The sequence below is a fragment of the Rhizobium sp. Root708 genome (assembly GCF_001429725.1).
GTDB lineage: Bacteria > Pseudomonadota > Alphaproteobacteria > Rhizobiales > Rhizobiaceae > Rhizobium.
Genome location: NZ_LMHV01000042.1, coordinates 359,669 through 373,655 on the forward strand (window position 1 = coordinate 359,669; position 13,987 = coordinate 373,655).

At 55.8% G+C, this 13,987-nt stretch carries 14 protein-coding genes; all 14 read left to right on the forward strand.

Features of this window, described 5'->3' with window-relative positions; all coding sequences use genetic code 11:
• The first annotated feature begins 188 nt into the window (after nucleotides 1-188).
• The 14 genes from ASE04_RS24380 (at nucleotide 189) to ASE04_RS24450 (ending at nucleotide 13,925) form a co-directional block, all read left to right on the forward strand.
• Nucleotides 189-908 carry a hypothetical protein gene (locus ASE04_RS24380; RefSeq protein ID WP_156408880.1) on the forward strand — a complete coding sequence of 240 codons (720 nt, stop codon included), beginning with the start codon at nucleotides 189-191 and terminating at the stop codon, nucleotides 906-908.
• Nucleotides 905-1,900: an NAD-dependent 4,6-dehydratase LegB gene (locus ASE04_RS24385; RefSeq protein ID WP_056823976.1), complete on the forward strand. Its 996-nt coding sequence runs from the start codon at nucleotides 905-907 to the stop codon at nucleotides 1,898-1,900. The genes ASE04_RS24380 and ASE04_RS24385 overlap by 4 nt, the downstream gene beginning before the upstream one ends.
• Nucleotides 1,897-3,084, forward strand: a complete 1,188-nt coding sequence (locus ASE04_RS24390) for a LegC family aminotransferase (RefSeq protein WP_056823978.1) — start codon at nucleotides 1,897-1,899, stop codon at nucleotides 3,082-3,084. Before ASE04_RS24385 ends, ASE04_RS24390 begins: the two co-directional genes overlap by 4 nt.
• Complete coding sequence (locus tag ASE04_RS24395; protein WP_056823981.1) at nucleotides 3,081-3,698, forward strand: acetyltransferase; 618 nt, start codon at nucleotides 3,081-3,083, stop codon at nucleotides 3,696-3,698. Before ASE04_RS24390 ends, ASE04_RS24395 begins: the two co-directional genes overlap by 4 nt.
• Nucleotides 3,695-4,708, forward strand: a complete 1,014-nt coding sequence (gene neuB / locus ASE04_RS24400; protein WP_056823985.1) for an N-acetylneuraminate synthase — start codon at nucleotides 3,695-3,697, stop codon at nucleotides 4,706-4,708. The genes ASE04_RS24395 and neuB overlap by 4 nt, the downstream gene beginning before the upstream one ends.
• On the forward strand, nucleotides 4,705-5,880 hold the full coding sequence (neuC, locus tag ASE04_RS24405; protein WP_056823988.1) for a UDP-N-acetylglucosamine 2-epimerase: 1,176 nt from the start codon (nucleotides 4,705-4,707) through the stop codon (nucleotides 5,878-5,880). Before neuB ends, neuC begins: the two co-directional genes overlap by 4 nt.
• Nucleotides 5,877-6,929, forward strand: a complete 1,053-nt coding sequence (locus ASE04_RS24410; protein WP_056823991.1) for a nucleotidyltransferase family protein — start codon at nucleotides 5,877-5,879, stop codon at nucleotides 6,927-6,929. Before neuC ends, ASE04_RS24410 begins: the two co-directional genes overlap by 4 nt.
• Before the next feature lie 18 nt (nucleotides 6,930-6,947).
• Nucleotides 6,948-8,090, forward strand: a complete 1,143-nt coding sequence (locus ASE04_RS24415; protein ID WP_200960769.1) for an N-acetyl sugar amidotransferase — start codon at nucleotides 6,948-6,950, stop codon at nucleotides 8,088-8,090.
• 23 nt (nucleotides 8,091-8,113) lie between these two features.
• Nucleotides 8,114-8,884, forward strand: coding sequence for an imidazole glycerol phosphate synthase subunit HisF (gene hisF / locus ASE04_RS24420; protein WP_056823998.1), 771 nt, complete (start codon nucleotides 8,114-8,116; stop codon nucleotides 8,882-8,884).
• The gene (gene hisH, locus ASE04_RS24425) at nucleotides 8,871-9,518 is read left to right on the forward strand and encodes an imidazole glycerol phosphate synthase subunit HisH (protein ID WP_056824001.1); all 648 of its coding nucleotides are present in this window, start codon (nucleotides 8,871-8,873) and stop codon (nucleotides 9,516-9,518) included. The genes hisF and hisH overlap by 14 nt, the downstream gene beginning before the upstream one ends.
• The gene (locus ASE04_RS24430) at nucleotides 9,515-10,222 is read left to right on the forward strand and encodes an acylneuraminate cytidylyltransferase family protein (RefSeq protein WP_056824006.1); all 708 of its coding nucleotides are present in this window, start codon (nucleotides 9,515-9,517) and stop codon (nucleotides 10,220-10,222) included. Before hisH ends, ASE04_RS24430 begins: the two co-directional genes overlap by 4 nt.
• A gap of 291 nt (nucleotides 10,223-10,513) precedes the next feature.
• Nucleotides 10,514-11,617 (forward strand): GDP-mannose 4,6-dehydratase, encoded by a 1,104-nt coding sequence (gene gmd, locus ASE04_RS24435; protein ID WP_056824010.1) that lies wholly within the window; start codon nucleotides 10,514-10,516, stop codon nucleotides 11,615-11,617.
• Nucleotides 11,610-12,581, forward strand: coding sequence for a GDP-L-fucose synthase (gene fcl / locus ASE04_RS24440; RefSeq protein ID WP_056824012.1), 972 nt, complete (start codon nucleotides 11,610-11,612; stop codon nucleotides 12,579-12,581). The genes gmd and fcl overlap by 8 nt, the downstream gene beginning before the upstream one ends.
• 256 nt (nucleotides 12,582-12,837) lie before the next feature.
• A protein-coding gene (locus tag ASE04_RS24450; RefSeq protein ID WP_156408881.1) for an IS3 family transposase occupies nucleotides 12,838-13,925 on the forward strand; the annotation gives its coding sequence in 2 pieces (ribosomal slippage) (nucleotides 12,838-13,099 and nucleotides 13,099-13,925; 1,089 coding nt in all).
• Nucleotides 13,926-13,987: the final 62 nt, after the last annotated feature.

The window sequence follows — 13,987 nt, forward strand, 5'->3', positions numbered from 1 at the left end:
TCGATCGGATCGTCGCAACGTCAGCCAACCTGAATCGCTCCTATGGCTATCTCGCCCGCAAGATCGGTCGCGAGATGGAAATCGAGACAACGCCGCCGGGCTTCGTTCGCCAATCGCTCTACTTTGCGCTCCTGGTCGCAAAATGCAGGTTTCTCGGTCGAAGGCTCGTCATTTTCCACGAGTGCTGCATGCCCGTGTTGGATCTCTTGATCCTGCTCCTTCGCCCGAAGGGGGATCACTTCCCTCAGGTCTCTATGCTCGGCTCGATCCCTATGGACATTTCGGCAGCGCCGAAATCCAAGCTTTTGACATTGCTTAGAATATGTCGCCTCGATCGCTTCTTCGTGCTCTACTACTCGCCGCCAGTCGGAGACAATCCCGGCGAATACAGCCTGTCGCTGAAAGCTTATCCGCGCTCGGTTGTGAGCCACCCGGTAGGTTATGCTGGAGAGGCACCATCGGCCATAGAGGCGGAGGATGTGCCTCTGCGGTCACGCACCATCCTGTTATTGACTGGAAAAGCTCTTTCACCGGACGAAGATCAGATCGCCGTTTTCAGTGGTATAGTGGAAAGCGCAGCAAAATACGGCTTCCGATGCGATGTGAAGGATCATCCGAATCCCTATTTCAGGTTGGGCTTTGCCAGCGAGGCGGCTCCGTCCATCGATCCGGAGATGCCATCTGAACTTCTCGACGACGATTATGCGCTCGTTATCGGCGCGTCCTCGACAGGATTGCTCAGATATGGCAATCGAGCGTTCAGTATCATCGAAATGCTGCCGTCGCTTTCGGCGGAAGAAACAGGTCTGGCGAAGAAGCACTTTGATATGGCGGCACCTGGGCACACGCTGCGTTATCTCGAGAGCCTGCAGCAGCTGGAATCGATTCTTGAGGAACTCAGTCTATGAAGATCTTGGTAACGGGTGCTGATGGCTTCATCGGTTCTCATTTGACGGAAGCTCTCGTCCGAGCCGGCCACGACGTGCGCGCGTTCGTTCTCTACAATTCCTTCGGCTCGTGGGGCTGGCTGGACTCAAGCGAGCCCGAGATCCGCAAGAGCCTCGATATCTTTACCGGAGATGTCCGCGACCCACATGGCGTGAAGACCGCGATGAAGGGCTGTGACGCGGTTCTTCATCTTGCCGCGCTGATCGCGATCCCATACTCCTATCATTCTCCGCAGTCCTACGTGGAAACGAATATCACCGGGACGTTGAACGTGTTGCAGGCAGCGCGCGAACTCGAGGTCGGCCGCGTCATTCACACGTCTACCAGCGAGGTGTACGGGACCGCCCGCTTTGTCCCGATCACCGAGGATCACCCGTTGCAGGGACAGTCCCCGTATTCCGCCACCAAGATCGGCGCGGACCAGCTCGCGCTGTCGTTCCATGCGGCCTTTGGCACGCCGGTTGTCGTCGCACGGCCCTTTAACACCTATGGGCCGCGTCAATCGGCTCGTGCGGTGATTCCGACCATCATCTCGCAGATCGCCGCCGGCAAGTGCCAGATCAAGCTCGGCTCGATCTCGCCGACGCGTGATTTCAGTTTCGTCGCAGACACGGTGTCGGCATTCCTTGCTGTCTTGAATTCCAGCAAGGGGCTGGGCGAGGTCATAAACTTTGGCAGCAACTTCGAGATATCGATCGGCGAAACCGCCGAACTCATCGCCGAGGCGATGAACGCCAAGATTGAAATTCTGACCGACGAGGCCAGGATCAGGCCGGACAGGTCTGAAGTCGAGCGGCTTTGGGCGGACAACTCGAAGATGCGCGGCCTTTTCGACTGGGCGCCGCTTTACGGTGGCCGGGATGGTTTCAGACGTGGTATTGAAGAAACGGCAGCATGGCTCGCTCGGCCCGAGAATTTGAGCGGATATAAACCGGATATCTACAATCTATGATCGATGATGTCGAAAAGCCTTCGCTGCGTGCTGATCTGGGCACCGCTATCGTCGGAGCGATTGAGGAGGTGCTTGGCCCGGTCAAGGCCGATCTTCACGCCCCCGTCTTCGCCGGCAATGAATGGGTGTACCTGAAGGATTGCCTCGATTCCACGTTCGTGTCGTCGGTCGGCGCTTATGTCGATCGTTTCGAGCGGGACCTTGCCGCCTTCACCGGTAGCGCGCACGCAGTTGCCGTTGTGAACGGCACGGCGGCCCTTCACGTTGCGCTTCTACTTGCAGGGGTCGAGCGAGACGACGAGGTTCTCGTGCCGGCTCTAACCTTTGCTGCAACCGCCAATGCCGTCAGCTATTGCGGCGCCGTTCCCCATTTCGTTGACAGCAGCGATGACACGCTCGGGATCGATCCCGAAGCGCTCGACAGCTGGCTTTCCTTCAAGACCGAGCAGGTGCGTGGGTTGTGCGTGAACCGCGACACCGGCAGGGTCATTCGCGCGGTCGTTCCCATGCATACGTTTGGGCATCCCTGCGATATGGATGGCCTGTTGCGCGTTGCGCGCAAACACTCGTTGCAGATTGTCGAAGATGCCGCGGAGTCTCTCGGCAGCTACTATCACGGTCGCCATACCGGCACCTTCGGTCTGATCGGCACCTTGAGCTTCAATGGCAACAAGACGCTCACGACCGGTGGCGGTGGAGCAATTCTGACCAACGACGAGCAATTGGCTCGACGCGCCAAGTTCATCACGACGACTGCCAAGCGTCCTCACAAATGGGAATATGTCCATGATGAGGTTGGCTTCAACTATCGTCTGCCAAACCTGAATGCTGCCCTTGGATGCGCCCAGCTGGAGCAATTGCCAGGCTTCCTCAAGGCCAAGCGTGCGCTGCACGAGAAGTACCGGCAGGTCTTCGCGCGGCTGGATGGCGTCGAACTCGTTCATGAGCCGGAGAACTGCCTGAGCAATTACTGGCTTCAGGCTTTGAAGCTGAAGAAAGTGGATCTGCAACTGCGCGACGGCATCCTCGAGCAGACGAACGCCGCAGGCTATATGACCCGCCCGGTCTGGAAACTAATGCATGGTCTGCAGCAGTTCGAGGCCTGCCCTCGCGCGCCGCTCGATGTAGCCGAAAAGCTCGAAAAGACGCTGATCAACATTCCGAGTGGAGCGGGACTTGTGTGAGTGGTTTGCTTCTTGTCGGCGGCGGAGGGCATTGCAGATCCTGCATCGACGTCATAGAGGCTGACGCGCGCTACACTATCCGCGGCGTCGTGGATCGGCAGCCTGCCGCAGTCGCGGATCTGCTTGGATATCCGCTTCTCGGTGATGACGCCATGCTGGCGTCCCTTCTGGAGCGTGAGCGCAACGCGCTCGTCACGGTTGGGCAGATCAAAAGTGCCGAGGCAAGAATCCGCCTCTATTCGCTTCTGAAATCGGTCGACGCTGTATTGCCCAGTATCGTTTCCCCGCATGCCTATGTTTCGAAACATGCTGGTATGGGTGAGGGGACGGTCGTATTCCACGGCGGGATCGTCAACGCCCGCGCCTTCATCGGGCGGAACTGCATCGTCAACAGCAGGGCTCTCATCGAGCATGATGCCGTCGTCGGCGATCATTCCCATATATCCACCGGTGCACTCGTCAACGGGAGTTGCCATATCGGCAACGGAACCTTCGTCGGGAGCGGGGCTGTCGTTCATAACGGCGTCAAGATTGGCTCGGGCTGCGTCATCGCGGCCGGAGCCGTGGTGAAAAACGACGTGCCGGATGGCACGCTAATGAGAGGCGACCAATGACAAAAGGACAGCACACGCTCGTCATTGCGGAGGCCGGCGTAAACCACAACGGCGATGTCGGGATCGCCCGTAGGCTTGTCGAAGCAGCGGCGGAAGCGGGCGCTGATCTGATCAAGTTCCAGACCTTCACAGCCAACAAGATTGTTACGGCCACCGCGCCCAAGGCCGAGTATCAGATGGCTGGCGGAGACGGTTCGTCGTCGCAGATCGCGATGCTGCGCCAATTGGAACTGTCGCCGGCGATGCACGAGGAGCTGGCGTCGTATTGTGCCGAATGTGGCATTGGCTTTTTCAGCACCGGATTCGATATCGAGAACATCGATTACCTTCTCGGTCTGGGACAACGTGTCATCAAGATACCCTCTGGCGAGATGACGAATCTTCCCTACCTGCGGCATGTAGGTTCGCTTGGTCTTGAAATCCTGATGTCGACTGGAATGTGTTCGCTTGGCGATATCGAGGCTGCAATCGATGCCGTCGAAGCCGCTGGAACCTCCCGCAGCGAGATCACCGTGCTCCATTGCAATACCGAGTACCCGACGCCCTATTCCGACGTGAACCTGTTGGCCATGGCGAATATCGGGAAGGCGTTTGGCGTAAAGATCGGTTATTCCGACCATACGAACGGTATCGAGGTATCTGTGGCGGCTGTCGCTCTCGGCGCAACCGTCATCGAGAAGCACTTTACTCTTGACCGGACGATGCCGGGCCCTGACCACGCAGCGAGCCTCGAGCCCGCACAGTTGAAGGCCATGATTTCCGCGATCCGGAATATCGAACAGGCGCTGGGTGACGGTATCAAGCGCCCCACAACGAGCGAACGGAAGAATATCCCGATTGCGCGGCGCTCGATCGTCGCTCAAAAGACCATCAGGCAGGGCGACCTGTTCGACGCCGACAATATCGCAGCCAAGCGGCCGGGCACGGGGATTTCTCCCATGCGATGGGACGAGGTCGTCGGTCGCGTGGCCAAACGTGAATTCGCACCAGACGAGTTGATCGAACTGTGAAAAAAATCTGCGTCATAACGGGCTCGCGCGCCGAATTCGGACTGTTGCGCTTGTTGATGCAAGCCATTCAGCAATCGCCGGTCATGACCCTGCAGGTCGTTGCGACGGGCGCTCATCTGTCGCCCGAATTTGGTCTGACCTATCGCGAGATCGAAGCTGCCGGCTTTCACATCGACCGCAAGGTCGAGATGCTCCTAAGTTCCGACACCAGCGTTGGGGTGACAAAGTCGATAGGTCTCGGCGTTATAGGCTTCGCCGACGCCCTGCAGGATCTCGATCCCGACTTGGTCGTATTGTTGGGGGACCGGTACGAAATTCTCGGAGCCGCTACGGCGGCGATGATCGCACACAAGCCGATCGCCCATCTGCACGGTGGTGAAAAGACGGAAGGCGCATTCGACGACGCCATCCGCCACGCGATCACCAAGATGTCCCATCTGCACTTTGTTGCCGCCGAGGAATATCGTCGTCGGGTCATTCAGCTCGGAGAAGACCCCGCGCGTGTCCATCTCGTCGGTGCGCTCGGCATCGACAGCCTCATGCAAATGACTCTGATGAGCCTGCCTGAACTGGAGGAGAGCCTCGACTTCCGGTTGGGGAACCGCAATCTGCTGGTGACGTTTCACCCCGAAACCTTGCTGCCGGGCCTCGCGGAGCGGCACACGAAAGAGCTTCTTGATGCTCTTGGCAGCCTTGAGGACACCAACATCGTCTTCACCCTGCCAAATGCTGATACGGAAGGCAGGAAGGTCACGTCGATGATCGAGGCCTTCGCCGCCGAGCATTCCAACGCGCGTGCCTACACGTCTCTCGGGCAACTGCGCTACCTATCGCTGGTGGCCGCCGTCGATGTCGTCGTCGGTAATTCGTCGAGCGGTATCATCGAGGTGCCGAGCCTCAAAAAACCGACGGTCAATATCGGCGAGCGTCAAAAGGGTCGTATCCGGGCCGCAAGCGTCATCGATTGCGAGCCAAGGCGGGACGATATTCTACGGGCAATCGCGGCAACCTATGACGCGGACTACCGCAAGAAACTCGAGAACAATGTGAACCCCTATGGTTCCGGCGGCGCGAGCGGCGCCATAGCGAATATTATCGAAAGCTGCGATCTTTCCGCACTGATCCGGAAGCAGTTTTACGATCTGGATTGGACTGGGAGCGCGGTCGAATGAGTGATTCTCAAATCTGGCGCAAAGCGTCCCTGAAGCTTGACGCGACCATCAAGGACGCGATCCAGAACCTGGACGCGGTTGCGATCAAGATCGTGCTGGTGGTCAACGAAGACGGGCAGCTAGAAGGTACCGTCTCGGACGGCGATATAAGGCGCGGCTTGCTCCGCGGTCTGACGATGGACAGTTCGATCTCGAACATCGTACATCGCGACGCTTTCGTCGTTCCGCCTGAGCTTGGCCGCGAGACCGTGCTGCAGCTGATGAACCTGAACAAGGTCCAGCAGATCCCGATTGTTGACAAGGCACAAAGGGTCGTCGGGATCCATCTTTGGGACGAGATTACAGCGCCTGCCGAGCGGTCAAACCTCATGGTCATCATGGCGGGGGGCAGAGGTACGCGGCTGATGCCGCATACGGAGAACTGCCCAAAGCCCATGGTTGAAATCGCGGGCAAGCCGATGATGGAGCATATCATCGAGCGGGCCAAATCGGAAGGTTTTCGCAACTTTCTGGTGTCGATCCATCACCTCGGCAACATGATCGTGGACTACTTTGGCGATGGCGCAGCATGGGGTGTAAACATCGCCTACCTCCGGGAAGACCAGCCGCTCGGCACCGCAGGCGCTTTATCGCTGATCGATCCGCGCCCCACTGAGCCATTTATAGTTACGAACGGTGATGTAATAAGCGATATAAGGTACGGAGAAGTACTTGAATTTCATGTAAAGCATCAGGCCGCGGGAACAATGGCCGTGCGACTCTATGAATGGCAGCACCCATTTGGCGTCGTACACACGGACGGAATCAATATTGTTGGCTTTGCGGAGAAACCGGTTACCCGGAATCACATCAATGCGGGCGTTTACGCCTTTAATCCCGCAGTAATTGAAAGTCTTGTATTGGGCGAGCAGTGTGATATGCCGACTTTATTTGAAAGATTACAGTCGCAGTCGATCCGTACGGTAGCTTATCCAATGCACGAGCCTTGGCTGGACGTCGGGAGACCTGCCGACCTGGCGTCTGCGAACAGCTCGATAAAAAGGCATTGAAGAAACATGAAGAGAGACGTGCAGAAACAATACAACCTACCGTCCGATATTAAGTTCTGCGCCAACTGCACCGTCTCAAATCAGCGCCCACGCATCACCTTCGACGAGAAGGGTGTTTGCTCCGCCTGCAACTATGCGAATTTCAAACGACACGGAATTAATTGGGAAGAGCGCGACAAGGAACTCGCTGCCCTTTGTGACCGACATCGCAAGAACAATGGTGAGTACGACGTCATCGTTCCCTGCAGCGGTGGCAAGGATGGCAGCTTCGTTGCGCATCAGCTCAAGTACAAGTACGGGATGAATCCGCTTGCCGTAACATGGGCGCCTCTGAACCCGACAGCAATCGGCCGCCAGAACCTCGATGCCTTCATCGCATCCGGCTTTAACCACATCCTGGGAACGCCAAATCCTGTTGTCACCCGTAAGCTGACCAGCCTGTCGTTCAAGCATCTTGGCGATCCTTTCCAGCCATTCATCTATGGCCAGACGAACTACCCGCTCCACATGGCCGTGAAGCACAATGTCCAGCTCATCATGTATGGTGAGAATGGCGAAGTCGAATACGGCGGCGATATGAAAAACGCGTTCAAGCCGACGCGCGATATCGCCGACCACGACAAGCACTATTTCTCGGGTCTCCCGCCGCAATTCTGGGCCGAGCACGGCGTATCCCTCGCCGATCTTTATCAGTTCATGGCGCCGAGATACGACGACATCAAGAAGAACGAGACCGAGATCCACTTCTTCGGTTACTACAAGTTCTGGGACCCGCAGGAGAACTACTACTACTGCCTCGAGCATACGGGCTTCACGCCGAACACCGAGCGATCGGAAGGAACCTACTCGAAGTATGCAAGCCTCGACGACAAGATCGACGGCTTCCACTACTACCTTGCGGTTATCAAATTCGGCATCGGCCGCGCCACGTCTGACACGGCGCACGAGATTCGCGACGGCAAGATCACGCGGGAAGAGGGCATCGCGCTGGTCAAGCGCTACGACCACGAATTCCCGAGCAGACACTACAAGGAATTCCTCGAATACTGCGACATCAACGAGGACGATTTCCACGAAGTAATCGATTCATGGCGAGCTGATCATATCTGGACGAAGGAAGGCAATGATTGGCGGTTGCGCAAACCGATCTGGGGAGAGTGAGACAGCCCTGGGAAAGTGTTGCCATGACCAATGTTCGTTTGATAGCCCGGCTCGACGTCAAGGGGCCGAACCTTATCAAGGGTGTGCACCTTGAAGGGCTTCGCGTCGTGGGAGACCCTGGCAAGTTCGCGAAAAAATACTATGACCAGGGCGCTGACGAGATCATCTACATGGATATCGTCGCAAGCCTCTATGGCCGCAGCAATCTCGTCGACATTGTCCGGAAGACCACGGAGGACGTGTTCATTCCGGTCACGGTCGGGGGAGGCATCCGTACTGTGGACGACGTCCAGGAACTGCTTGATAGCGGTGCCGACAAAGTTGCGATCAATACCGCGGCGGTCAATGCGCCTGAATTGATCACTCGCGTTTCCGAGCGCTTCGGCTCGCAATGCATGGTGTTGTCGATCGAAGCCAAGCGGCAGCCTGACGGAAGCTGGAAGGCGTATACGGACAACGGTCGCGAAAGAACCTATCTTGATGTTGTTGAATGGGCGCAGCGCGGCGTCGAGCTCGGAGCAGGCGAGATATTGCTGACGTCGATCGACCGCGAGGGTACCCGCAAGGGGTATGATATCGAATTGACTGCGAAGGTGACGCAGGCGGTGAACATTCCCGTTATTGCAAGCGGTGGTATGGGCAGTATCGATCATCTGGTTTCTGCCGTAAGGGACGCAAGAGCGGATGGTGTCGCCATGGCCGATGTTCTGCACTACGGGCGCTTGCACCTGGATGACATCAGAGCGAGCGCCGATCGCGTCGGCATAAAGGTGAGAAAACATGCCAGCGAATGAGGTTGTGGTGGTCAACTACGGCGCTGGCAACATCCGCAGCGTCGCGCGCGCGCTGGAACATTCCGGTGCAGTCGCGAGGATCACAGCTGATCCGGACGTTGTCGCAACGGCGGGTAGGATCTTGCTTCCTGGCGTCGGTGCTTTTCCGAAGGCCATGCGTGAACTGTCCCAGCTTGGACTGGACGATGCATTGCGGCAATCGGTGGCCAAAGGTAATCTGCTGCTTGGCATATGCTTGGGTATGCAAATGTTGTTTGAGTCGAGCGACGAGTTTGAAGTAACCTCTGGTCTTGGCTTTATCCCGGGGAATGTCTCGCTGATACCATCCGAGGGAGACGCAGGCGTATTGCGTAAGGTGCCGCATATTGGCTGGAACGAATTGGTGCCGGCAGCGGGACGAAATTCTTGGGGCAACAGCTTGCTGCGGCGGATACCCACTGGATCGCCGGTCTATTTCGTCCATTCCTTCATGGCCAATCCTACTTCGGCGGCCGATCGTATCGCTGACGGCATTGCCGCCAATTTGCCGGTCACAGCCGTAGTCCAGCGCGATAACGTGTTCGGATGTCAGTTTCATCCGGAAAAGAGCGGAGTGACGGGCCTGAGGATACTTGAAGAGTTTCTGTCGAAATGAGCCTTCTTTTTTTGATCCCAGCCCGAGGCGGCTCTAAACGCGTTCCTGGAAAGAACATTCGCGAGCTCGGTGGCCAGCCGCTCATATCTTGGACGATTGACCTGGCAAAGCGCGTCGGCTTGTCAGCCGATGTCTTGGTGTCGACTGATGATCCGGACATAGCTTCGATTGCGACCGAGGCGGGTGCATGGGTCCCGTGGCTGCGTCCGCAGCATTTGTCAACAGACACAGCAACCTCGCTTGAGGTGGCGCTGCACGCGCTCGATTTCTATGAATCGGAGCGTGGCCCGGTTGAGGCTGTCGTCCTTCTCCAGCCCACATCGCCTTTCCGCCAATTGTCGACGGTTTGTGAAGGCTTGCGACTTTTCCGTGATCTCGGTGAAAGACCGGTGGTTGGCGTTTCACCTGCGGCGACCCATCCTGCCTGGTGCTTTAGGATACAAGAAGGCAAGCTGATGCCTTATGCGGACGGCAAGGGCCTGTTGCAGCGCTCGCAGGATTTGCCACAAGTCTACGAGATCAGCGGTGCACTTTACATCATTTCGGCAATGCAATTGCGAGCCGAGAGAACATTTTTTCCGCATAATGCGGTTCCAGTAGTCAGTGACAGCGATGTCGAAAATCTTGATATTGATACGGAATGGGACTGGCTATGTGCTGAAAAGGCTGTGGAGGCGGGGCTCGCCAAGTTCGGGGCGAGCTAGCGCCCTTCCGTAAGAGGGCCGTCAGTTTCCGCGGATTGTGTCCTTTGATTCAGCGCTGTTATTGGTGTAGAGGCGAGCGGTGACTTTTAGAATCTGTGCCGGGTCCGCGAATGCGACCGCGGCGGCATCTGTGATGCTGCTAGAAGGTCCGTTCTGCTCGCCGAATTTAACTGCCGTGTGTGATATCAGCGACGAGCCAACCTATATTCCTGGAACGGGAACCGGTATTTGAAATGAGTACTTGTTCGACATACCGGGCAGGTGACTGAGTGAGAATTCGTGAGGCTTGAGATGGGCGATAAACCAAAGAACAACGGCAAGGTCGCGCTTGTCACCGGAATTACCGGTCAGGACGGTGCATATCTTGCAGAACTTCTTCTGGCCAAAGGCTACACTGTGCATGGCATCAAGCGGCGCTCTTCGTCTTTTAATACCAATCGAATTGAACATCTTTACGAGGACCCTCATGTCGAGGATCCGAGGTTCGTGCTTCATTTTGGGGACATGACGGATTCCACAAATTTGATCCGTGTTGTGCAGGAAACGCAACCCGACGAGGTGTATAACCTCGCTGCTCAATCTCATGTTCAGGTCTCTTTTGAAACACCTGAGTACACCGCAAACGCGGATGGCACTGGCACACTGCGCCTCTTGGAAGCCATTCGGCTTCTGGGTCTTACGGACAAAACGCGCTTCTACCAAGCTTCAACGTCGGAACTTTATGGCAAGGTGCAAGAAGTTCCACAAAGCGAGACAACGCCCTTTTATCCTCGTTCCCCCTACGCAGTGGCAAAGCTATACGCGTATTGGATAGTGGTAAATTACCGCGAGGCGTATGGGATGCATGCCTCTAATGGTATCCTCTTCAATCACGAGAGCCCTATTCGCGGTGAGACCTTTGTTACCCGAAAAATCACCAGGGCAGTGGCAGCTATACATCTCGGCCTGCAGAAGCGGCTATATCTTGGGAATCTTGACGCAAAGCGCGACTGGGGACATGCGCGCGACTACGTACATGGAATGTGGCTCATGCTGCAGCAAAATCAGCCTGGCGATTTCGTTCTTGCTACTGGCGAGACGAATACTGTCCGGAGCTTTGTCGAGAAAGCTTTCGCGAAGGTGGGGACTGAAATTGAATGGCGTGGTGAAGGTGTTGACGAGAAGGGCTTTGACAGGAAGTCACAACAGCTATTGGTAGAAGTCGATCCTCGCTACTTTAGGCCGACGGAGGTTGATCTTCTCATTGGAGATCCGACGAAAGCGCGTGAGAAACTTGGGTGGAAACATGCAACAACGCTCGATCAGTTGGTCGATGAGATGGTTGCTGAGGACCTGAAGGTAATGTCCCGTGATGCTCCCGCATTCGGCGCAATCAAGAGTTCTGGCCATGCATGATGTCAACTACTCGCTGCGTGGGAAGAGGGTTTATGTTGCAGGACACCGTGGAATGGTGGGTTCTGCTATCGTACGGCGCCTTGAAGCTGAGGATTGCGACATTCTAACGGTCGATCGCGCGCAGGTAGATCTGAGGCGGCAGGATCAGGTTGAAAATTGGATGTCGGAAATGCAACCCGACGCGGTCTTTGTAGCTGCCGCGAAGGTCGGCGGGATACTTGCCAACTCTGAATATCCGGCCGATTTTCTTTACGACAATCTGGCTTTGGAGATGAACCTCATAAATGCGGCGCATCGCGTCGGCGTTGAGAAGTTGTTGTTTCTCGGATCGTCATGCATCTATCCCAAATTTTCCGATCAACCAATAGTTGAAGATGCACTTTTGACTGGCGCTCTTGAAGAGACCAACGAATGGTACGCAATTGCTAAAATTGCCGGGATAAAATTGTGTCAGGCGTACCGCAGGCAGCACGGCCGAGATTTCATCGCCGCCATGCCCACCAATCTCTACGGACCAGGCGACAATTTCGACCTGAAATCAAGCCACGTTATGCCGGCACTGATTCGCAAAGCCCACGATGCCAAGCTCAAAGGCTTGGAAAATATTACGATATGGGGAAGCGGGGCTCCTCGTAGGGAGTTTCTCCATGTAGACGACTGCGCCGACGCCTGTCTTCATCTGATGAAGAATTATTCGGGTGAGCAGCATGTCAATATAGGTTTCGGCTCGGAACTGACGATTTTGGAATTGACGAAGCTTATCTGCAGAATCGTGGGCTTCGAAGGCGGAATTGAACACGATTTATCAAAACCGGATGGTACGCCAAGTAAACTTATGTCGAGCGCAAAACTCCGTAGTCTCGGTTGGGCTCCGAGTATTGGCCTACCAGAAGGCATAGCCAGTACTTACAATGATTTTTTGCAGGGTCGTTTCACCGAGCGTACCAAGCAAAGCTCGGGGTGAGAAAATAAAATATTTAACTTTGTCAACTTTAGCAAGGACACAAAATTAATGCTAAAGTCCAAGCGCCCTAGTTTTCTCTGTTCCATTGGTAATCCCCCCGCAAATTAACGGGCTTCAAAAGTAGAATTTTCTCGGGCTTTATGATCGAGGAGATTTTGATGAAGACGAGCAGATTTAGCGAACCNGGTAATCCCCCCGCAAATTAACGGGCTTCAAAAGTAGAATTTTCTCGGGCTTTATGATCGAGGAGATTTTGATGAAGACGAGCAGATTTAGCGAACCTCAAATCCTTGCCATCCTTCGCCAGGCGGAAGGGGGCGTCCCAGTCCCCGAGCTTTGCCGGGAACATGGAATGAGCACGGCGTCCTTTTACAAATGGCGATCCAAATACGGCGGCATGGACGCGTCGATGATCAGCCAGATGAAGGCTCTGGCGGATGAGAACCGTCGGCTGAAGAAGATGTATGCCGAGATGAGCATGCAGGCAGAACTGCTGAAGGAAGCTTTGGGAAAAAAATAACACGGCCGTCTCAACGCCGAGAGATGGCCGGGAAAGCAGTGGCATCGCGCGGGGTGAGCATTGCGCTTGCCTGCCGCACCTTCGCGGTCAGCGAGACCTGCTATCGTTACAGCGCCAAGCTGAACGACGAGAACGAGCAGATCGCCGATCTTCTGATCGGACTGACGCGGGCAAAGAAGACCTGGGGCTTCGGCCTGTGTTTTCTTTATCTGCGGAATGTCCGGGGACATCGSTGGAACCACRAGCGCGTATACCGCATCTACCGCGAGATGGAGTTGAACCTCAGGATCAAGCCACGCAAGCGTTTGAAGCGGGACAAGCCCGATGCCTTGACTGTGCCTGAGGCTCCGAACCTGGTTTGGTCCATGGACTTCATGGCAGATCGTTTGGAAGACGGCAGGCAATTCCGGCTGCTGAATGTTCTGGACGACTTCAACCGCGAAGGGTTGGGCATCGAGGTGGATTTTTCGCTGCCTGCTGAACGCGTCATCCGCAGTCTGAACCAGATCATCGAATGGCGCGGTAAACCGTTCGCCATTCGTGTGGACAATGGGCCCGAGTACGTCAGTGGCAAACTGATGGAATGGGCCGAAACGCAAGGAATTGCCTTGAGCCACATCCAGCCCGGAAAGCCGCAACAAAATGCCTATGTCGAGCGCTACAACCGCACCGTCCGACACGAATGGCTCGACCAATACATCATTGAAAGCATCGAGGAGGCGCAGGAATTCGCCACACAGTGGCTATGGACCTACAACAACGAACGGCCCAATATGGGCATCGGCGGCATAACACCCGCACAGAAACTGAAAATGGCCGCGTGAATTCTACTGCGGAGCCCCGTTAAAAACGGGGGGATTACCRCAAGATCCCGTTCGACATAGGC

What these genes read in the sequence shown, in the direction of transcription:
- ASE04_RS24410 (WP_056823991.1), top strand. Translation starts at nt 5,877, where the DNA reads ATGAGTGATTCTCAAATCTGGCGCAAAGCGTCCCTGAAGCTTGACGCG.
- ASE04_RS24385 (WP_056823976.1), top strand. Translation starts at nt 905, where the DNA reads ATGAAGATCTTGGTAACGGGTGCTGATGGCTTCATCGGTTCTCATTTG.
- neuB (WP_056823985.1), top strand. Translation starts at nt 3,695, where the DNA reads ATGACAAAAGGACAGCACACGCTCGTCATTGCGGAGGCCGGCGTAAAC.
- ASE04_RS24380 (WP_156408880.1), top strand. Translation starts at nt 189, where the DNA reads ATGCCCGTGTTGGATCTCTTGATCCTGCTCCTTCGCCCGAAGGGGGAT.
- ASE04_RS24430 (WP_056824006.1), top strand. Translation starts at nt 9,515, where the DNA reads ATGAGCCTTCTTTTTTTGATCCCAGCCCGAGGCGGCTCTAAACGCGTT.
- hisF (WP_056823998.1), top strand. Translation starts at nt 8,114, where the DNA reads ATGACCAATGTTCGTTTGATAGCCCGGCTCGACGTCAAGGGGCCGAAC.
- ASE04_RS24390 (WP_056823978.1), top strand. Translation starts at nt 1,897, where the DNA reads ATGATCGATGATGTCGAAAAGCCTTCGCTGCGTGCTGATCTGGGCACC.
- hisH (WP_056824001.1), top strand. Translation starts at nt 8,871, where the DNA reads ATGCCAGCGAATGAGGTTGTGGTGGTCAACTACGGCGCTGGCAACATC.
- gmd (WP_056824010.1), top strand. Translation starts at nt 10,514, where the DNA reads ATGGGCGATAAACCAAAGAACAACGGCAAGGTCGCGCTTGTCACCGGA.
- fcl (WP_056824012.1), top strand. Translation starts at nt 11,610, where the DNA reads ATGCATGATGTCAACTACTCGCTGCGTGGGAAGAGGGTTTATGTTGCA.